The sequence below is a fragment of the Candidatus Endomicrobium procryptotermitis genome (genome assembly GCA_031279415.1).
GTDB classification, from domain to species: Bacteria; Elusimicrobiota; Endomicrobiia; order Endomicrobiales; family Endomicrobiaceae; genus Endomicrobium_B; species Endomicrobium_B procryptotermitis.
The window spans coordinates 10,028-33,362 of the sequence record JAITIP010000013.1 but is presented as its reverse complement, the minus strand read 5'-3'; the positions used below and the strand labels follow the sequence as shown (position 1 = coordinate 33,362).

The 23,335-nt window shown below is 37.9% G+C and carries 1 protein-coding gene (only partly in view); it reads right to left on the bottom strand.

Annotated elements, in window-relative coordinates; translation table 11 throughout:
* Positions 1-23,335: the 5' portion of a hypothetical protein gene (locus LBD46_02065; GenBank protein ID MDR2425959.1), read on the bottom strand. Its footprint begins 9,581 nt before the window's first position; the window shows 23,335 of its 32,916 coding nt (coding positions 1-23,335); the start codon lies at positions 23,333-23,335; the stop codon falls past the left edge of the window.

Genomic DNA, 23,335 nt, shown 5'->3' with positions numbered 1-23,335 from the left:
CAAGGTCATCCATGTCTAGCGAGCCAACTTCGCTGTTTTCATCTCGTATAGCGTTAAATTTACTTTTTTCTATTAAAAAAGAATAATTAGATTTGCTTGAATTGTCATAATAAGCGACTTCGTAATAATCCGCTGAAAGTACAGTGCCTAAAGCGCCTGTCGCAGATTTTACGACCACATAATCATAAACTTCAAACATAAGGCTCCCATCGCCGGCATAAGCTATATACTGCAAGCCTCTTTTTTCTTCTATCGCATCTGCAAGTCTTTTATCAAAAGTGCGGTGTCCGCGGGTTACATCAGCATCTGTTTTATACATTACTCCGCCTTTGCCGTTGCCTGTATGGAAAGGAACTGCACTGTTTGAGACAAACAGAGCATCGGAATCCCTAAATTCTTTACCATCCAAATATTCTCTGACATTCAACCCTTTTTCAGGATCGTATGGAAATGTATAAGACGCTATGGGAGTTTTAGGTATCAAAGCTCTGTCAACAAGCGAATAATCATCTTTTTTGTTTACTTCGCCATAATAATTGAATTGTATAAAAAATGATTTTGAAGAATCCGGTCTATTATTTTTATCAACAGGCATACCCGATAAAGTCATTACTATCTCGCCTTCACCTGAATTATATATTTTGGTTGTGGAAGAGGTATGCCCTCTGATATAATTTTTAAATTCAGCCGTAATCGTTCCTGCTTGTGCGGGGGAACTACCAGACTCCTGCGTCTGAAAGAACGCCGAACTTGCTTTAAGAATATCCGAACTGTCAAAATCAACCACAAAATTTTCGCCTTCTATGCTCCTTGAAATATATCCGTAAAGCACAAAATTTCCTCTTATATTGTCATAGGGATTTATCTCGGCTCTAATGGTATCTTCATATTCCGACATTCTTATAGGAGTTAATTTGCCGTCTCTTATCAAAAAGGACACAGATGCTTGAGCTATTCCGTATTCGTCATATTTTCCAACAAAGACGCCTCCTGTATAAACTTTTTCGCCTTGTTCGTTTCGGAGATATTCTATTTCAACGATTCTGTTGCCCTCAAAATCCGCGATACTTTCGTAAAGCCTCATTTTTATCGGTTTTGAATCGCCTTCCCTCCTTACTTCGCGCTCATTATTAAAATAAATATGTTCCGCTTGCCAATCTATTCTTGTCAAGTCGCTTCCGCTCACTTTGTATTCTTCAAACAATTTAATAGAATCATTTTCTTCGCTATAGCTGTCAAGAGCCGTAAATTGTGCCAACGGACTATGTCTTTGTCCTCGCGCGACTTGAGAAAAACTTCTAAGCGTTTCATGCGCTCCTTCTTTTCCCCTGCTAAAATCATAAGTAATGGTTTTAGACGGTATGCCTCTATGCGCGAGTTCAGCTCTGTTTAATATCTTATTGCCCCGATCGTCCATTACGTCATCATAAAAAAACTTTTCCATATTGGAAGGTTCAAAAATTGCTCTATCGTTAGGAGTAGTGAGTTCTGTAACCTTCTGTATAAAATTATTTTCATTGACTTCTTTGTCAAAATTATCGCGCTCTATCATTGAATCTAAAAACACCTGCCATGACTGATCTTGGAAATAGTTGTCCGTTATTGAAAGATGAACTCTCAACAACAAGTACCCTTCCGGCGCACGCTCTTCAATGTAGGCAATATTTCCATGATAATTTAATACCAAAGCTTTACTTCCTACAATTACTGAAACGACTTTAGGTTTTTGGTCAGAAAGATTCTCCTCACCTAAGTTAAATCTTAAACCGGCGGTTATACGTCTGTCTTCACCTTCGATATTTTTAGAATATTGCACGTTAAAATCTATGAATCCTCTGCTGTCAACAGTTGCAATCGCCGTGCTGCTGTTTGGAGAGTAAGCCTGCCATGTAGAATATAAAATTTCGCCGTGCAAACCTAAAACGTCGGTTTTAGCCCATTTTAAATCTTGTGGTTTGTATTGGAAATTAGTGCCTTGTTCTTTTCTCATTCTTTCAAACGCCAAAGCTATTTTTCCATTGTTTAACGAACCGTTTTTATCTTCATATAGTTCTTTAGGCATAATTCCAGAAAGCGCAGCCTGCGAAAATTCATAAAGTCTATATTTTTGAACAAAATCGCCCCTAAGAGTATCCGCACTAGACCCTGCGGCGACATTTATTTCATATATCGGCGCGCCGTATTGGTCAAAATCAGACGTGCGTCTTCCTTTAAAAGAATATCCCGTATTATCTCTACTGTTTATTATGCTTACTATGCCGCCTAAATGACTCAAAGAAGTGAGCTGATTGTCAAAAAATAATCTTTCGTGTTCACCTCTTAAAAAAATTAACCTTTCGCGCTCAATCAATTCTAGATGCTCGGGATCGTCTGAAGTTGTAGAAAATTCAACTTCTTTACCCTCTTTATCATTAACCCTTATTCTTCCGCCTAAGAAAACTCTTTGAGGAGAAATTGTAAACGTCCTGTCTCCGGGACTTTCTTTCGTAAACTCATTTATTTTATTTATCCTTTCCTCTGCTTTATTTTGATAATATTGTCCATATACATGATGAAGATGTGAAATTTTTCCATCTGAATTTTTAAATTGATAATCCATAGTTTTTTTAGAACCGACCATTCCTACTACGAAAGTTACATCTGGGTTGAGGTCAATTTTATCTGTGGAATAATAGGAATCCAAATAAATCGTCCTTCCATTAATCGTCCTTATATTTTCATCTACAAAATACAAAGATTGCGCAAAAACGCCGTAGCCTTTGAGTTCGGACGCAGGAATATTCTGTCTGAGCATATTTCCGTTATGTTCTACATAAGATTGAACATATAGGCTGTTATACTCATTTTTACCTTCCTGTTCTTTTAAAGACGTGGCATCGGAATTTATGGGTTCTAAATGTTCTTCATTATAAACTATTATAAGCTCGCCTTTGTCGTTTATTCTTATACCGTCAATGTTGCGAACAATTTTTTCAACTATCATGTCATCCGCATTGTAAACATAGCTTATTTCTTGTTCAGCCTTTATGGCGTCCCAAATTTTTGGCAAATCCGCCTTGTTATAGCCTATGCCTAAAGAAGTGATAAGTTCTTGCGAGCTTGTTTCGTCCTGCTGCGACCGCTGAGTTTGAGTTGTTCCTTCAGACGGAAACGCATTTGCTAAATTGATACGCAATTTTTGTTGTAAAGTTGTAAAATTACGACTGGGTATTATTTGTTGAAAAGCTCCATTTGCTCCATTTTGTTTTGCAATTTCAACATTTATCGAATGCTCCATATAAAGTTGGAATTGTCTTCTAGTTCTTATTCCAGGGTCTATTACCCTTCCGTTTTTATCTTTTGCTCTAAACGGATATAAAATAAAATTATAGTTTCCATAACGAACCCGCCAAATTCCATTGCCATTTTCATCGGTATCTTGTTGTATGTCAAAGTTGCTTTCAGTCTTGTCAAATGCTTGAAAAGTATCTTTATTTCTCATTATTTCTTCAAACAATCCCTGCACTCTTATGGATTCCTCTAAATCTGAAAAAGTTCTTACTTTTTTTGTTTCATTGTTTTCTACGGGATAGAAATTTTCAATCGTAGTTAGATTTCCATTATAGAATCCTATGACTTCCCAGTATTTATTAAAGTCTGAGTCAACATGTTCAGTAATTCCGTATCCTGCCGCCGCTGCTTGCTGACTAAGAGCTTCTATTTCAACAGCGCGGTCTAACTCTTCTAACGTCATCGCTTTCTTTCCTTCTTTTCCCATAAGAATCAAAGACAATACAAAAGTTATAGTTTGCGAGCCGACTCTTTTTGAAACAACCCAATTACTTAACTCGTCTCTTAAATCTCTTCCTATTTCTCTGCTTAATTCATCCATGTTTGAATCATCAATTGGCCTGATAACATACCCGTTATTTTCAGCCTGTCGTCTTAACCGTTCAGCTGAAATAGCATTTTCAATATCTTTCACGCCTTCAATTTGCATCAATTGCCTGTTAAACTTGTAAAAAGGATACACTTTTGCCTCTATTCCATCTTTTGAAACTAACCAATATCCGCCTTTTTCCTTACTAATATTAGAAACGTCAATCTTATAGCCTTCCTTTTCGGCGGCGTTTCTTATTCTTGTAAATTTTGCCTCTATCTCTAAACTGTCTGCCTCAAGGGCAAAAGAGCCATCTTTGGAAAATGGATAGATTATGAAAGACAAAGATCCAAACTCCTTGGGTGTGGTTATATCCCATATTGCAAGACTGTTTTCATCAACAAGAGATACGCCATCGGCGTCTGTAGAAATGATAGTATATCCGTTTTGTATGGCTTTTTGCCTATAGGACTCGGCTTTGAGAAGAGATTCAAGAGTGTCTATGCCTATGGTATTTACTCCATCTTTTTTCACAGGATTTGTTGTAATAGGTCTTACGTCAGGATATTTGATATGAGAAAACGTCCAAGTTCCGCTGGGGTTTCTCGTTATCTTATAACCAAGAGCGGCTGCGTAATTGTAAAGGTTTTCTACGTTTTTTGAAGAATCAAAAATGTCTTCAATTTTTTTTACTGCTTCTTCATTGGGATTTGTAGTAAGAGTTTGAGCGGCTTGTTCAGAAAGTCCCAAAAGAGAAACTCCGCCGTTTGAATTTTGAAGATAAAGAGGAAGCCTTGTCTGCGTAGAAATGCCGCCATCGGGGTTTGCCTGAGTAATTTCAAGTTCTGCATTGCCCGAACCGTTAATAACCATTTTTACGTCGTCGTATTTTTCTCTTGCGGATTCAATTATATTCTGCACGGCAGGAGCGTCGTCTACCGAACGTTTAAGCTCGTCTAAAGTCATTATTTCCTTGTTTGATTTTACAGGATTGACTTTATATTGCCTTCCAGTAACTGAATTTAATATGCTCCAATATAAATTGTTACCATCAAAATAATCAATCAGTTCAAAATTGCGCTCTCCGTTTTGCCTGCGGAAAGCAACATAATCGGATTTTAATTTTTCAAGTTTACCTGCGTTAAGTATTGCAAAACGCGCCTCTTCTCTGCTCATAACGTCGCCTAGTTTTTTTACAACGCTTACAGCTATAGGATGCAGGTCAAAACCCGGTTTTGCTCCTATAAATTCGCCTTTTGAATTATAATAAAATACCATTGAACCTTTAGTAGCTTCGTCTACCGATAAAGCGACGTCCATACTTCCATATTGTCTGCCTAAAAGCCTGCCTGTCTCAACTTCGTCCCTAAGCCAAGAAGCATATATTGCATTCCCTAATTCTCTATTGCTAATAATGCTGCCAGAGTCAAAAGGAAACACAGTAGCGCCGTTTGGTAAAACCAAATATAAGCTGTTGCCAAGCAAACTATCTTGCAGTTGTATTTCTATTTGGAAGTTTCTTCCGAAAGTCAAAGCGTTTACAAATTCGCTGCCATAGCCCATTTTAGTATAAATTTGTTTTATCATCTCTTTTTTTGCCGCAAGAGCAAGAACATTTTGAATGACTCCTTGAATATCCCAACTGCTGCTAATCGCAGCTCCTCCAACTTTATTATACATATAAAACTTATATTCGGGTCTGCCGTAAATCAAAAGATAAAATCCACGCGAAGAATCGCTGCCGCCAAAAGACAAACGCCCGTCTGCAGATTTCATTATATCGGTTATAAACAAAATATCGGATTGAGCTCCGCTTGCAAGAAATAAAGCGTTTGAAAGAGCCGTATATGCTGCGGAATTATCCCCTCTTGAACGAGGCCACTGCGAGTATTCAATTCCTGCTATAAGTTTGTTTGCGCCTAAAATAGATTGCGCGGCCCTTGGATTAGCTCTACCTATAGCATTTATATTTCCATACAACTTTTTTACTTGTTCCATATTGTCTGCAACCTGTCTGGGCGTATAACTGGAACCATCCGCTTTATATATTAATTTTTCCAGCGCATCTATATCTCCTTGTCCTGTTCCACGTAAGTTATGCCCGAACATTAATTCATAAAAATTTCTCAGTCCTCTTTTTTCTATTTCGTTTCTCAAATCGTTTAAATTCTTCATATAATCTAATGACGTTAGAAGCTCCTGCAGCGATTTAACGCCGGCAACGCCCAATACTCCATCTTTATAAGGAAAAAGCGTTCCTCTGACTCCGTCGATTGTGGATACTTCATATCTGGTTATGCTGTTTTCCATAATAACTCTATCTATAGAATACCCTTTGCTGATAAGTCCCTGCATAGAATTAAACAGTTTATTCATAATTGCGACTATATCTATATTCCGTCCGCCTCCTAAGACAAAAGGGTACGCATCCATAGAAATAGCCTGGCCGTTTGAAGTATTAATTCCAGCTTTACTTATTTTAAAATATTGTTGCGAGGGATCATTATTAGGATTAACAATATTTACTGTAAAACCGGCTTTAACCAGACCTTCAAAAGTCTTTAAAATAAATATCGTATTTTCGACTACACGGCTGTCTCTTCCTGCGGCGTTAAACGGATATACTTTTGTAGAATACGTCTGCCCATTTACTGTTATTTGCACGTCAAAATAAGGAATTGTTCCGTCTCTGGCCAGCGTTACTGACCAATTATTGCTTATGCTTGCGCAAGACTGGTGCAATGTGGAATAAGAATTTGCCAAATGCTGTAATTCGTCCAATATCTGATTTTGGGATTTCATTTTTCCGCTACTTTCAAATAACAACAGATTAATTCCTTTTATGGAATCTCTGGAAGTTATATCATATCCCGTCAACATCTTAAACATATTGGATAACTTCGCATTGTTTTTTATAGCGTAATATAAAGACTCCTGCCTTTTAAAAATATTTATAAAAGTCTGCGGACTTATGTCTTTATCAACAGTTAAGTTGCCGTCTATATCCAAAGACATAAGACCCTCTAGCCACTCGTATTTTCCTGCATCATCCACAATCACTTCTAAAGGTTTTCCCATCCAAGAACCTTCTGTTTTGTAAAACCAATCATTTACCAAATCTCTTCTTTGCTGTCCGCCTTTATTGTTTAAAAAATCCCACACCTTATCAAGTTCAATTACGCGTTGAAGTAATTTTATCGCCGAGTTGTTGCTTCTCAAATTGCCATTTTCGTCAAACAAAAGAGCGCTTAAAACACGCATAGTTTCATATCCCCAACTAGCGTCGGTTATATCACGCCCGTACTTTGTGGCAAACAAAGCTCTATAACCATTTTTTATAGTTTCATACAGTTGAACTTGTCTTTCAAAAACTTTTTGTGCGCTGCTTGCGCTTAAATTCTTCATATTGCCATTTCTATGCATATCAACAGAAAGCATTTTTCTAATAGCATTGTATTGCTCCGTTGTCGTTAAATCCGCAAGATTTTGCTGATTTCCTAAATACCATTCGTTAAATCTTGCAAGATAATACGGATTATTTAAAATAAGGTCATGTAACGTTACAAGGTCGGCGTCGTTTACTTGGGCGTTCGGATCTTGATTATCTATTTGTTCCGTTTGTTGATCTTCGGAAGGAACAACTTCAGGCTCGTCATAGGCAGGAACTGTATCGGGAATGTCCGAATGGGCAAATTGAGTTCTGAAATAAGTTTCATACTTGTTAAACCAATCCGTGTCCGATATAACACCTTTTCTCATAGTTCTGATATTGTCCAAAGATTTTTCAAAATTGTTTACTATGGATTGTTGCATTTGGTCGCCTGAATTCTCCCAAACTATTTTTAGACCTGAATATATTTTTCCTGCAATTGCTTTGAAATCGTCAAGCGATATATACGCATCTTTCGCATAAGTATTGAGCGCGCTAAATAAAATATCGCTTTGCCAATTGTTTACTATTTGTATGGCAAATTTTACAAGTGGATTTTCTCCTCCATTTACCGAAACCAACCCTTTTGCCGTTAAAACGGCGCTTATTTGTGCTTGAATTTGCGCTTGTTTTTGTTTATCGGTTAAATCTTTATTGTTTAGTATCGCTTGAACTTTATCTTCTATTTCTTTATCTACGTCCGCTCCAAAAGCGCTGCGAATGGCGGCTATTATAGTATTTGCCAAGTCCTTAGATATGTCAGACAATTCAAAACTTTTGGGCAAATATATGCCAAGTGTCTGTTTAATAGCTTCAAAAACTGCATCGCTTATAGCTTGATTTACGCCATGGTCTATAGCTTCTTCATTTCTTGCGTTTTGAGCTTTTGCGTTTAAATGTTCCCAAATTTCCTTGAGGTCTGCTCTAGCCGTCAAATTTAAACTCCAGTTCACAAAATCGGTAAATCCGCTTAAAGAAATCGTACCAAGATTTCTATCTATTCCATCGCGTCCTGTGGCGACAAAATCATAGTTGACCTGAGCATGCACGATGATTCTAATATAATTCCTTAATTTTACGCGGTCTTTGCTGGACAAATTTGAGCCGATAGCTTCGTCAAAAAGTCTAAACACAAAATCAACTTTCTCAGCCTCCGAGCTTATTCCTGCAAGAGCTATTTGCAAAATATTGTTTTTTTCTTCGTCGGAAAACGCTTTGTTGTTATAAATTGCATCTACAAAACGCACTGCGGTTTCCATATTTGAATCCGTATAATGGACAAATCCGTATTTATTGCCCGTCTGCGCGGCAAGACCGGAATTTACGCGACGTCCAGCGTTTTGGTCTAAAACTTTTATTAGGTTTGCAATTAAATAATTATCGGCTGCAGAACCTTTTTGAGTTTCAAAAGCAAGCAAATCAAAAATGATATCAGTTTTATATTTATTGTATAGCAAAGTTGTAATGCGATTTTGATTTACAGAGCTTTTATTCATGCCATTAGCAAGCCATTGATCTAGAAAAAATGCATAATAATCTTTCATTATAAGCATCTGAAGTTCGCGCGATAAATGCGTAAATCCCGCTGGCATCTGTTTAATTTCAGCATTGTATTGTTCTAAGACGTTTACTATAACGGGCATTTCTGAAGCGCGCGCTTCAATATAAGTTCTAAGACGTGAATCAACAGCTTTTAAAATGTCTATTTCCGCCTGTGTCATTTGAGTGTCATCTGCCGCAGCCAAACGTCTTAAATACGCCGCTCTCATCTGCATTCCATCAAAATCTATGACATTACCTCTGGTAGAATATAGTAAGTGCGTGTTTTCCTGTTTCAATATATCAGGCAGTATTTGCCGCATAAATTTATTAGAGGCTTCCTGCGCCCAAACCGCTTTATCAAAAAATTCGCCTTTTGATGTTTTTATTTTTTTAGCAATTACATAATCTCTTACTATTTTAAGTCTCAAAGCGGAATCTGAAAAAGACGAATATCTGCTGGTGTTATCATACGCTAAACCCTTTGAAATAAGAAAATTATTGAGAGAAGAGACTGCATCGCTACGATCTGTGTCAGTTATGTCAGAAACTGAAATTTCAGACAATAATTCTTTTGCTTTCGCGCCAGCTTGGGCTTCGGACTGTTTAACGGCTATGTTGTTTAGTTGAGAAAGAAGCCTACCAAGCCGCGTATAATCCGCTCTGCCTTGCGACTGAAGCATTGAAATTTCCGCCTGAATTAATAAAACCTGCCTTTGTATCCTTACGACTTCTTTTGCAGCTTCTTTTAAAAGATGAATCTCTCTAACAGTTGCAGTCGAATTTATAGCGTTAGAAATATCCGCGTTTAAACAAGCGTGATAAAAATTTAAATAGTCTCTTAATGTTTGGAATTTAGAATTTAAATCTGAAAGTTTATTTTCTTGAGTTTCCACTTGGAGAAAAACTCTATATGCAGCCATTACTTGGTTTGCAGCAGAAGACGGCAAATACGCTACAGAAGTATTTTTAAGTTCTGGCGTCAAAGCCTGCTCTATATCAGGGTTTTGTCCTGCAAGAATCTGGCTCATAATAAGCAAATACGACAATTCGCGCGCATCTTGGTCATTTCCTAAAGATGAAAAATATTTTGATATTTGATTTGTGATAAGTAGAGAACTGAAATAATTGCTATAAGCGTTCATTTCTTGTAAAAAAGCATCCATTCTTTGATTGTCATACAACGGCGTCTGAGGTGTTTTTGACGATTGCAGCGGCTGAGGTGCTGCTACCTCAGCTGGCTTTACAGGTTCTATGCCGTATTGGATAAGTAACTCAGAATATCGTTGACCGCTTTGCGACGACGAAGAATCAGCAGGCATCCCTGTTTCTTCCTTAGTTGACGGAACTCTTTGCTCAGGAGTTACTGACGGCTGCAACTGCGGCTGAGATGCTGCTGTCTGCTTTGACGCGCTTTGCAGCAAATTATTAAGTTCCTTTTGTGCTTTTTGTAATTCGCTAGATAACTGAGCAATTTGACCTTCTAAACCAGCAATTTGGCGTTCCGCCTCACTACTCACTGACAGTGGGGCGCTTTCCTGAGGTGTTAGTGACGATTGCAGCGGCTGAGGTGCTGCTACCTCAGCTGTCTCTACAGGTTCTATGCCGTATTGGATAAGTAACTCAGAATATCGTTGTTGTGTAGCTGCTTCCTGAGGCGTTTCTGACGATTGCAGCGGCTGAGTCGTTACCTTCTGAGGTAATTGTGTGTCGATAATCTGGGCAACTGTTGGTACCGCAGTCGTTGACGGCAACGAAGAATCGGCAGAAGAAGTTTTTATAGCCTCTACAGTATCTTCTATATCGTAATAATATTTTGCCAGTTCCTGCATCAAAGTTTGGTCGTCTTTTGTTATGCCGTATCTGAGAAGTTCCCTTTTTAGCAGCTCAAGTTTGTTATTGACAATATCGTTTCTCTCGTAGACTTTTTGCAGAGAGTCTTTGACGGCTTGCGGATAATCACCTTGAGGATAAACGCCGTCAAAATATTTTTTCGCTCGCATCATAGCATTAAAAATTGCTGGATTTTGCGACGTACGAGCTTCTTTGACAATTTCATTTAGAGCATGCAAATATATGTCGTTTCTAAGCGAATTTAAATATTCATTAAAGACTTGTGCGGCATCTATATTGGCGTTATAAACATATCCGTCAAGCAATTTATCAGGTAGCTTTATTTCAATAATGCCTGAAATTCCTAACTCGCTTTCAATCCAGCTTTGCAATGACGACCTTATGTTTTTTCTTTCATTTTTATTAAACCAATCTTTAACGTTTTTTTCTTGTCTTTCCGAATAAACGCGCAGTCTCTGCGATTGCCCTGAAGAATTAAGCCTTAGCATATCTCTTTTTACGACGTCATTTATAAGATAACCTGACTGATTAATTTTATTTATAAGATTTTGTCCAGAAATGCCGGGAAAGAAAAGCTCCGCGCTTTGTGCTGCAAGACGAACATAAGAGCCTATGCCAAAAGGAATCAAACTGCCAACAGCCATAAGCGCAGGAAAGAATACGTCTTTAAACGTGACAATTTTTCCCTCTTTATACTGCTGCATAACCTCAACGGAAATATCCCTTGAAAATTCTCCGACAAGCATCATCGCAAGCTGCCAATTACTTTTGCCTGCATTTTCTGGTTTATTGATATTTTCCGCCAAATGTTTAAGCATTTCATTGCGAAGCTTATCTGACATCTGGTACTCTTCCGATATTTGCGAAGCCATAAAAACACGCGAGAAAGTCATTATTTCTTCAGCGTTAAACTGAGAGTTTTCAGAAGATTCCCTGCCCATAGCGACTTTTACGGCGTTTGCGACATTATATCTCTCTTTCGCTAAAATACGATTGGCTTCCTGAGCGTTTATAGTTTTTCCTTCTCTCTTTAAAGCGTCTATTAACTCTTTTGTTTTTTTGCCATTTAAAGTCATTATTTTGGTTATGTTAGAAGAATAACCATCAAGAGCTTTTTGGGCTTTTTTTATAATCTCGTTAATCTTATTGCTATCTTTATAATATTTAAAAGAAGAAGGATTTTCTTTTCTAATAGTTTCAACTCTCTCAAGCAGATTTCTTATGTCTATTATTCTTTTTTGACTCTTATCAGAATACTTTTTTCCTAAATTTTCGGAAGTTATAGTCGCTTGGTCGTAATCGTTTTTATTTTCTATTATTCGGCTCAAAATATTAAGCAAAATATCGCCTTCATGCTGTTTCCAAAAATTCTGAGCTTGACTGTCTAGATCAACGTTTGCGTCAAATTGATAATTTTTTAATATAAATCCCTCCAAATCATCGTCTAGCTGGGACATTCCGTATTCTGCGGGGATTTGGTCTCTTATATACTGTTTTATGAAGTTTGCACCTCGTTTGTTTATCCAAGCTTGTATATCAGACGGTTTATTACCTGAGTGATTCTTGAAATAACTGTCATTATAATAAGAAAACACGCTGTCTTTGTTTTGCGTATTTTGCCATGAAGCTAACATATTTCCCAGCTCGGCAAGGTCAGCATCTGTCCAATTCTGCTCTACCATAGTTCTAAATAAAGCGGTAGGTGTAGCTTTTGGCCCAGGCATAAGTCTTATGCCTGCAGAAATTGATAAATTTTCAATAGTAGAGACCCCAGGAATCTGTTCGTTCAAATACTCTGACAATCTAGGCAAAAACAAAGCTGCTATAGGAGCAATAACATCTAACTTGCTTGGTTTACGTCCCTTTATGTATTCGTTCCACGCTTCAAAAACAATATCGTTTTTAAATTTCTCAAGTGTTTCTCTGACCGAACCTGTCTTTTCATAATCGGAAAAAATAGCGCTTGCAAGACCGGAAGAAGGTCTTTGATAACCATCGTGTAAATTGGTTTTCATCAGATCCATTACACATTCTATAAGAGCGTCTTTAGTCATAGGAGTATCGGGGTGAATATAATCGTTTCTAACCTGAACTATTAACTCAATGTTTTCGTTTATCCCATGACCCGCGTCTATAATCTGGGCTTGCAATAAAAGCTCTTGAATTTTATTATAGTCTTTAGCGGCAATCGCTGTGCTTAAATTCTCTTTGAGATTTACCTTTCTATAAGCGCTGATAATAACAGCGAGCCTTGCGTTAAAATCAGTCTCTTGAGAAGACATAAAAGCAAGTCTCATATCAAAATCATCCTTATTTGACATTTCAACCTGTTTATCTTTAAATTCCGTTGAAGTTTTTATAGCAGACAACAAAGCGTCAAAAGTTAAAAGCCGTGCGCCATCTCGAGATTTTAGCTGCTGCCATCTATTAAAATATTCTACGCCTTTTGCGGGCTTTTTTCCCCATTTAAGATATGTGCCGTTTTTGCGGTTTCCCCAGCTCCAACCCACTACTCTTCCGTCTGCAGCAATTGCGGGTTCAATAAAAAAGTTGTCTACAAATATAGCATAAAAAGAATTTTTTACGTCATAATTATTTGCTCTTAAAATTGGAAGCAAATCGGCGTCTTTTTGAGATATGAGAAAGTCCAACTTATTGGGGAGCTCATTTATCAAAGTGTTTAATTCTTTAAGCTCTTTTTTGCCTTCATTGGAAAGGAAATTGTCGGCATCTCTCAATATTTTGGCGCTTTGTTTAGAAGTACTAAACCATAATCCGACTCTTATAGCCGGTTCTGTCAATTTGCCGCGTAAAGCCCTTACTTCTTGAAAATAAGAATACCCCTGTTTTTTGCCTTTAACCTCTATTTTTTGACCTAAAATGTCCAGTGTAACTTCTATATCGGCAACAAGTTTTATCCAAGTTTCAAATTCTATCTTTTTCCCATATTTTAGCTCATTTATATACATCTTTATTAATTCATTTTTTAAATCATCCGACAAAGATGCTACACCGTATTCTTGCATAACATAAGCGTCAAACGCCGCTCCTATCATTGAGTGTTCTACGTTTCTCATAATGTAATTTTCATTTTCAACGCCGTATAAATTCATAAGACCTTTTGACTCAGCCTCGCTTTTTTCCAAAGAAACTACGCTTCCGCCTTTAGCTATTCTGTTGTTCATAGACAATTCATATTGTTCAAAACCGCTTTTTAAAGAGTTAATTTCAGCATCTGAAAAACCTGAAGCGAAAATCTTTTTTAACGAACTGTGGAACGTTCTGCCTATTCCACCTTGAGCAAACAAAGGAGAAAAAACAGGAACGTCAACATTTGCGTTCGCTCTTGCGTTTCCCCTAAAATCTCCGCTGGCGTTTGCATTAAGAATAAGTTCTGTGTTTGAAGTTACATTTGAATAAGCTGCTGGAATTTCAGTTATAACTCTTCCCAAATTAATCCAATCTTGAGACGTTGTGTGATTTTTTTCCGACTGAGACAAAGCATCTAAAAATACGTATTTGCCGTATTTGTCAATAATTTTGTTTTCCCATTTGCTTAAATCCCACTCTGTAATCGTTCCATATTCGTCGGTTATGGCAACTGCCTCATCCATAGTGAAATCAGAAATCATAGCGTTGCGCAGAGCTTCGTTCATCACATAGTTTGCCGGAAGTCCTTGTAACTTTATAAAAAGAAAACCAAACATTATACGGTCAAAAGCCAGCTGTGCGTTATTGTTGTTTTGCGCAAGATAACTTCTCAATGTGGGCTGGTCAGCTTTTCCTAAGTCTGCGCCGTCAAAATATAAAAATTTCTGATTGCGAGGGTCGTCCACTTTCATATTGCCGTAAGCCTTGTCCGTTATAATCTGACGCATATTGCTAAACTCAAGTCTTGCATTATTGCCGTTAGATTGGTCCACGTAAGTCATAGCGGTGTTAAGAAGAGTCATTATTGACACTAGAGGCACAATTTCAGTCGCATCCATAGCGCTAAAATCCATATTTGAAAGATTAAGAGGAGCCTGATTGTAAAATTGGTCGGTCAAAGCCGCCGCCTGACGCCATTTATAAAAAGCATCGTTAAATTTTTGAATTTTATCAAAAGCGTTTCTCATGCCTTCGCTGCCCGCTTGATTAACGTATGCCTCTACAAAAGCCGCCGCTCCGGCAGCCTCAGGATGACCCGTCAAAAATTTTTGAAGGTCTGCGTTTCCCTGTCCCATATAATTTAACAAATTGCTTAAAGCAGCGACGCCCTGACTGCCCAAAAACCCTCTATAACTATCATCAATGGCGTAAAATGGATTTATAGGAACAGGTTTTGCACTTGTTATTTCTTGTGTTGCGGTTTTTACTTTTCCCTCTTCGGCTGAAGCTGGTGTTTGATTTCTTCTCTCTTCCTGTACTTGCTGCGTTCGAGCTTGCGCCGCTTGAGCGGCATCACGTTGACCTTGGGTTATTACGGGAACTTCATCTTCTTTAATCGCATCGCTTATAAGAGGTTGGCGCTCCTCGGATTCAGTTTCTTGAACCAGCACGGCGGCGGGTTCTTCAGCAGCGGCAATTTGTGGCGGTGCTTGTTGTTGCAAACCAGAAACATCTCCCGTCTGCAAGACTTCTTCTCGCGATTGCAGTTCTTCCTTAAATCTATTTGGAACCGTAATTACGGCATTTGGATCATTTGCCTGAATTTGCTCAAGATACTGTTCTAATGATTGTATCTCTCCATTTTCCACAGCTCTTCTCGCTTCTTGAGCGTCCATTCCGTTGGCAATTAAAGTATTTATCAACTCTTCCTTTTGTGCTTTAGCCGTCTCTTGTATTTGCATGTTTTTTTCCACGTCTCCTGATCTGCAAGCCGTCATAGCCACAGCCGAAACTGCGGTAAAACCAAAAGTAACATATTTAAAAATGCGTTTTGACGATAAAACCGGCGCGAGAAATTTTTTCAAACCCAAAGCGATTTTTTTGAATGCCGAGTCTATAGCGTCGTCGTATGCTATATTAGCGACAGCTTCGCGTTCTTTGTCTCTTCCCCGCATTTGTCCCACCTGAATCAAAGTTTGTTCAGATATTAATTTATCACCTTCTTTTATATTGTATTTATCTTTTATGTCCTGTTTAATAGCGCCGCTTTCGCTTTCTTTTATAGAATCTCTTACGGCTTTCATTTCTTCTGTCGTTAAAATATGCAAACGCGCCGCGGCAGTTTTTATGTTATACGTTTTCACATTTTGCAATATCGCGCTTTTTTCTACTATATTGCCTGCCCATGCTATACTTTCAAGCGCGTCTCTTACCCCTTTGTCGGAGATAGCGTCAATTCTGTTTTTAATATAAGCGACATAAATTGCTTCCACTTCGGATAGTTTCCCCTGACTTTTAGAATTCAAATATAAACGACGGAAACTTTCCACTTCGCCATAAAGCACGGCAAAATATTGTAAAAATGCTTTTCTTTCTTCTGAAAGCCTATATCCCGTCGTCAATGAAGAGATTATATTTTCTCTTTGATTTTCATAGCTTTCCACTTCGTTTTGTAAAACAAACAACAGTTTTTCTCTTGCTGACATATCGGCAAGCGCGGATATTTTTTGTTCTAAAGCATTGCGCGCTTGTTCGGACGGGCCGGCTTTATATTCCGCTATCTCTTTGCCGATACCATCAATATGATTTACGAGATTTTGTCTGTCTTGTATAGACGAAATTGACCGCCTTGAAAAAAATATTTTCGCAGACGCTCTAAGCTTCGCCAAAAAAGACGGTAAAGAAACCAGCGAAGAAACTCCAGGATAAAGCAGAGTTTTATCTAATGCGCCTATTTGTTCTAAATTTGTTTCAAATATAGCGTTGCCGTCAAGCAATTCTGTAAATTCGGCTATCGTAGCTTCAGGCGCTTCAAATCTCTTTAATTCGTCAATAATCGCGTTAAACGACTGCCTCAAATCGCTTTTCTGCTTTTCTGCAAGCACTTTAATACCGCTTTCGTATTTGTCATTTATCTCTTTTTCAAGCGCGACTATTGTACTTTCGTCTTCGCCCTGCGCCCTCATAGAAGCTAATATTGCCGTCTCTTGCTCATATTTATCTTTTATTTCTTTTTCATAATTATTGATAATTTCTATTTGAGGCATAACGCTTTTCTTAAAATCCGCTATTTTTTCTTCTATTAATAAAACTTTCATCCTATAATTGCGCGCCATGAACGTTTTTATCTGCTTTCTAAATATTATCAAAGGCGCGGTCACCAGCGCACCGATAAAAACGGGAGCAGATACAGGGAGACTTACTCCTAGCAATATCGGCAGAAATCCAAGCCCGCCAAAACCAAGCATCGGAACTACAGTTATAGCTACGGCTATAAAAGATATTACAGGCATAAGTATCAGTGGATTTGAAATTAATTTAGATAAAACCGTAGATATTGTGCCAGATGTCTTTGCTTGAGGGTCAACCAATGCTCTTGTTTTAGACCATGCATATAACCCTGCCATTCCTATAACTAAAACCGCCGATACTATGCCTCCTAAAATGGGATTGACTAAACTAAGAACTCCTGCAACTTTCCACAATGCTAACACAACGCCTGTAATGCCTGCGGCACCTAAAATTCCACCTAAAATTGTAGATTTTGCGCTAGTAACATGACTTTTTCCACTGTATTGAATATAGGTAAACACAGCAAATAACCCCGCTGCAATGACGGCTATTATCGCAGCCGGCCAAAATGCCAAAGACAACGCGCTTGCAAGTTTTATTACTCCTGCCGCCGCAAAAGCGGCTGCTGCACCTGTCATCACACCTGAATATTTTACCTTTTCGTTTATCGTATTTTCTTTGAAAATATTTTTTAAATCTTTTCTATTTACAAACAAAGCTAATCCGGCAACAGCTAACCCGCCCAAGGCAAAAACTGTTCCGACCGCTATCAATGTTCCTCCTACAGCTGAAAATAATCCAACAACAAGCAGTCCAACAGACGTCATAAGAGCCGTACTTATTAGGCTTGACGCTATTTTGTTAAACGTTCCTTTTGTGGCTCTTACGGCGTTGGCGCCGTCTTTTTTGAACATATATTTCACAACTGCCGTATCGTAGCCCTGTTTGGATTGATATGAATTTAATTTATCTATAAATTTTACCTTTGCAAAATATAAAAGCAATAGCGCTCCGGCGAATATAGCCAAAGGCGCCAGCACAAGTGCGGAAGACGTTGCCGCTACTCCCGCTATAATAGCTATAATAGACCCCAAACCTAAAAGCGGCAAAATCGGTGCAATTACCACTGCAACGCGTAAAAATATTCCCAAAGCGCCATGTCCGAAAATTGTCCAAGCAGAGAGCTTGAATATCTTGCTATACCATTTAACAGTAACAGGTTTAAAGTTGTATCCTGCATCTGTCTTTTTTACTACAGAATCTATTTTTTTCTTTTCAGCGGAATAAAAGCGTCTTGCCATTATTTCGCCGGTATTTATGCCTGCTCTTTGCATAAGCCACTGAAGCCATTTATTTGAATTGATTATTCCTTCATTGTGTTCGTATTCGGAACTTTCGTTTATAATCTCTATCTTAACGGCTTCCAACGCTTTTATTTCGGCAAGTCTTTTTTCATCTACCATAGAGCGTCCAGACTTAAGAGCTGCGTCATCTGAAAGTATCTCTTCTCCTTTCTCAGCGTTTGCTCTTGCAAGATTTATATAATCTCTTTTGCTAAGTATTTTGCCAAAACTCTCTATTTGCCATTCGTCTTTCCAATTGTTAAAAACCTCTTCTATTTTTTCCTTCGCTTCTTTTGCTTCTACTTTAAGCAGCTGCGCTATTTTTACGCGGTCTGTCGTTGCGTATTCAAGCATAAAAAAGTCATCTATGCTTGAACTTTCTCTATTTCGCATTTCTATACGATTGTCAACCCCTTCTCTGGCATAAGACATTCTGTCATCGTTTGCCATTTTTATTGCAGAAGAATTGGCTTCGGCTTCCTTGATAGATTCTATTTCTCTTAGTCTTGCTATATCTTTTTTAAGCGCAGGGTTATGTTCTAAATTAGATTTGCTAATAATAAACGGCGCTATTATGCGCGCGGCTAAACCCTGTTTAGGCAAATCGCTGCTTAAACCGCCAAGTGCATTTTTAACACGCTCAGAAGTAATCTCATCTAAAACTTCAGGTATTTGATAATCAAAATCTTCCGTTACGGCTCCTGCAAGCATATCTGTTATAAAATTTGTTCTATCGTAATTTAACTCCTCAAATTCTTGGTATGAATAAAGATCTAAATGCCAGCCTACTTCAAATTCGCCTCTGGCAGGTCTGCCGTTATTTTGCTCTCTGGTTATTTGAGAAGTTATTCCATCGCTTATTCCAAATATTACCCCTTTAAAACTGTAACCTGTGGCAAAAACATTGGTATGTATTATTACCGCTCCTGCAAGAATATAGGACTGAATAACTTTTTCCAAATCGTCACCCAGCTGAGCTTTTGTATCAGCGTCAACAATTATAATAGCATTGGAGGAAGCATAATGGATATCCCCAGAATTCAAGGCTTGCCTAGCTCTTTCCAAATCTTGCGCGGTAAATATTTTACGACTGCTGTCGGACTTTGCTATAGCTTGCGCATCTTCCTCAGCTCTTTTCTTATTTTCAGTTCTTATAAGCATAGCGACGGGGTGTGAAGAGCCTTGCTTAGTTCCGATAACTATCTTGCGATGCAAAGCAGAGGATATTTTTGCAATAGCCGAAGCCACTGCGGAATGGTCTTTCAATAGAACAGAACCTGCATTAGCTCCTTGTATAGTATCGGTATCCATATCTAAAACGTCTTTGCCTGTAGTCTGGCTTATGTAATCGCTTTTATTTATTGCCGTTCCCGAAGTTCCCGTAAATCTTTCAAAGTTATTGCCTGTCAAATATTTCAAAGTATAAAAAAGCGAAATTTGGTCTTCAACTAATGTCTGAGCTTCAGGTTCCATACCATTGGCTATCGCTACGGCTAAAGATTCAAAAGATTCCTGCTGTCCTGGCAAGGCCTCGCCGGTATCTTTATCGGCTAACATGAGTTCGCCGTTAACCACAACATATCGCCCGCTTTCTCCGGCCTTAGCTTTTAAGTTCGCTCTTAAAGCCGATTGAACGGCTTGCCTAAATCTAAAATTAAACATCTCTTCACTTATACGCGAACGCACTCCTTGAGGAACCGAGCCTGCTATAACAATTACCCCTCTGGCTTTCAGAGCTTCTTTTGCTTCATTGTAAGCGGCGTAATCCTGCTCGGAAAAACTAGGCAATAAACGGACGCTGTCGCCGTCAACTTCATACTTGATTGTGCCTTTTTGTGTTCCTGCTGCATCAATCATTTCTTTTGCCAGCTTATCAGCGGCGAGTGCTATATCAATATTTAACTGCGCATTTTGCCTTCTGTTTTTACCTGAAATAATTAATGGAGTCATACCTCCTTGAATTAAAGCGGAGTCTACCTCGTCCATTATTATATGCCAATTCACCGAACGGTTATTTATCTGGTGACTTATAGCCAAAGAATTTAACCCTTGAGGCGTGCCGAACATAACTGTCCCATTTGTCGCTTCTTGAAATTCTCTGAAAGAGCTATATATAGTTTTTACATACTCTCCGCTTTTATCTTTTGTTCCATCTATAGTAAAATATTCTCCTCTTTGCGTAAAAATGCCGACAATAGGATTTATGTTATTGTTCTCTATAAATGTTTTCATTTCTTCAGATTTCATAAGCTCGGCCAAAGCTCCTGCGTCTCTTATTGCAAGTCCGTCGCCTTTTGTAGTAGTTATAAGCCTGTTTTTTGAGCCGGGATTTTTGTCGCTATCGGCTAAAAACTGCAAAGCCGCAAGTTGAATACCGCCCTGTTTTCCTTTTCCCATGCCAAGCTGTATTATTTGATTAAACTTCAACAGAAGTTTAGGCAAAGCCTGCTGTCTTACGGTAAAAAGGCTGCTGTCTGAATAACCTTTAATACGGTTGCGTTGATAATTATTGTAAGAAGTTATAAGTAAATCATCAGGGTCTTTTGCTTCTCTTAAAGCTTTTGCCGTCTCTTCATTGGGTTTATATTTATATATCTCTGCTTCTATCTGCTTTTCAAGTTCCGCCGGATGCTCTTTTTTGGCCTCAACCCGTCTGTCATTAAATATATTTATAATGCTCGGCAAATTTCCCAAAGAAACTACAAATTCTTCAAGCAAATAATATTTGTGTATAAACCCGTTTTTATTTGCTTGTTCCTTATGCCTTGCCTCATGCCTGACAAAAATCTCACAGAAAATTGGATATTTAATCAGATATCCTGCAATAAGCGGACTTATGTAAATAGTATCACCTGAAAGTTCCAGCGCTTTGCCTTTTTCGACAGATTTGGCTAATTCTATCTTTAAGCCTAATTTGTTCAAACGCTGCTTCGTTCTATCAGATAACTTGTCTTTAATCTGTTCTATCACATTTTCGACGGGGTCAGCGACGCCAGATTCCGACAATCGATTTATTATTATTTTTTCATATTGCGCATAAACTGCCGTAATTATTAAGGGCGAAACTACCAACGACGCTATTTTTATAATCGGCTCAAACATAGGCGGAGCGACAAATAGGGAAGCAAAAAGCGCTGTAACCGCGACAGCTATAATGGCAATGCCGACAGTTGCTGCTATTACAAGATTTCTGGTTGAAACCGATATTTGCCGGCTGTCTGAAATATCTTGCTCAACGCTTGAAAACGAGGCGTCCTTACTGTTTACATCATATATAAGCCGCGTCCTTTTTCCGTCTTTAGCAAAAGATAAAAGCATTGTTCCATTTTCAGATTGACCAATCTCAAAAGTCATGCTTTCAAACTGTTTATCGCTGTTTATTATATCTTGTAATTGTTGTTCAGTCTGCTGTCTATTTTGCTCTAACGCATTCATCAAAGACGCCGCTATAATACCAAGTTTTTCAGTTTGCGGCTGCTGGGAAGCATTCAAAGTGGCCAAAGCCTGAAATAAAATTTTGCTCTGTTCTTTGGCTATTTGATAATATTTATCTTCGGCAAACTGCACGCCGCCTGAAATATTAGGCGTTATAACTATATTTGATATGCTGTGGTTATAAAGATAATTAGAAACGGACTCCGTATGGAAACCGCCTGTTATTACAATATATATGTTTTTGGCTTTGCGTAGGCTGTCTACTACTTTTTCTGAATCGTCGCTTCCATTTACAGATATATTATCAAATCTTCCAGTTTCTTTTATGCCTTCTATACTGTCAAAAAAATATTTATTTCTATCTAAATTCACCCTGTAAAAATTTTCAGCTATATTTTTATTTTCTTCAATCAAAGACACTGTGTTTCTATCTATATATTTAATCCACAAAGCATCAAACTCATCTTTATTGGCTTCGTAATAGGCATAATCGTCTGCGGTTATTTTGCTTGAAAGGAAATCTTTAAGATACTTAATAAAGCCCGTTAAAAATACTATTTCCCTTTGGCTGTCATTTTGTGAAAATCTCTCGTTTATTTCGTCTAAAAGTTTTTGTTCTTCTTTTATAAGCTGTAATGGATTAATTTTTTGACTTAATTCTATATAAGATAAAAATTTTGCAAGCTGTGGATAAATTAAATTTAAATTTAACTTATATTCTTTAGATATTTTTATAAGCGAAACGTAAAGAGCTTCCATATCGGAAAAATTATTTGTTTTGCTAAGAAGCAGTTTATATGCAGAATACGGTAAAATCTCTTTGATTTTCACTATAAAAGCGCTTAACTCGTCCGTCACTCTTTTATAGTTCAATTCTTTTTCTTGCTGTAAAAGTTCTTTATAAGTATCAATATTTTCATATTTATATACATCTATGCCGAGTTTATCGGTATGTTTATACAAAAGTGTAAAATATTTTTTTGCGCTGATATTTCCGCTCAAATATTGTTTTGACAATTCGTCAAGTTTCTTTTGACTTCTACTATAATATAACGTTTTTAAAGAGGCGATATCTTTATCTATTGCATCTAAAACCATTTTAGTGTCGGGCTGCATTTCAAGTATTTGCCCAAATCTCTGCAAATTAGCAAAATATTCTTCTCTGTTTTCCAAACCTTTTATAATATCGGTTCTGCCGCTCAAAGCCGAATAATATTCCGCTCCAGTAAGACGCCCGCTTAAAAGCATTTCCCCTAAAACTTTTTCTCTAAGAGTTTTATCTTTAACAGACAAAAGCCAAGAAGTGTCAACATTGCCGTAAGCGCCTTCAAGGTAAACGTTCTTTACGCCAAACTCTTTGTCAAACGTCTCTATTATTTTGCTTATATTTTTTTGCACTTCAGGGTGAGCATGCAAATCTTGAACGCTTATTACTACTGTATCACTTGCGCCGTAAAAAGCAGAGGTTATTTTGCCTTGAGAGTAAGATAAGTTAAAATCGCCAAAGATTTGATTAAAGGATTCAGCCGCGCGGATATTTTCAGATATTGCGGCTACCGACTGCCCGTAAACACCTGTAAGAAGAAAACAATTTAACGTAATTAACGCAGTTATCTTTACAGCGTTTAATGACGAAAACCATTTTTTAAAACTTAAGGTCACCGACCTTGATTTTTGAAGCATTCGTTTAACTTCATTGCCAAAGGATTTCAT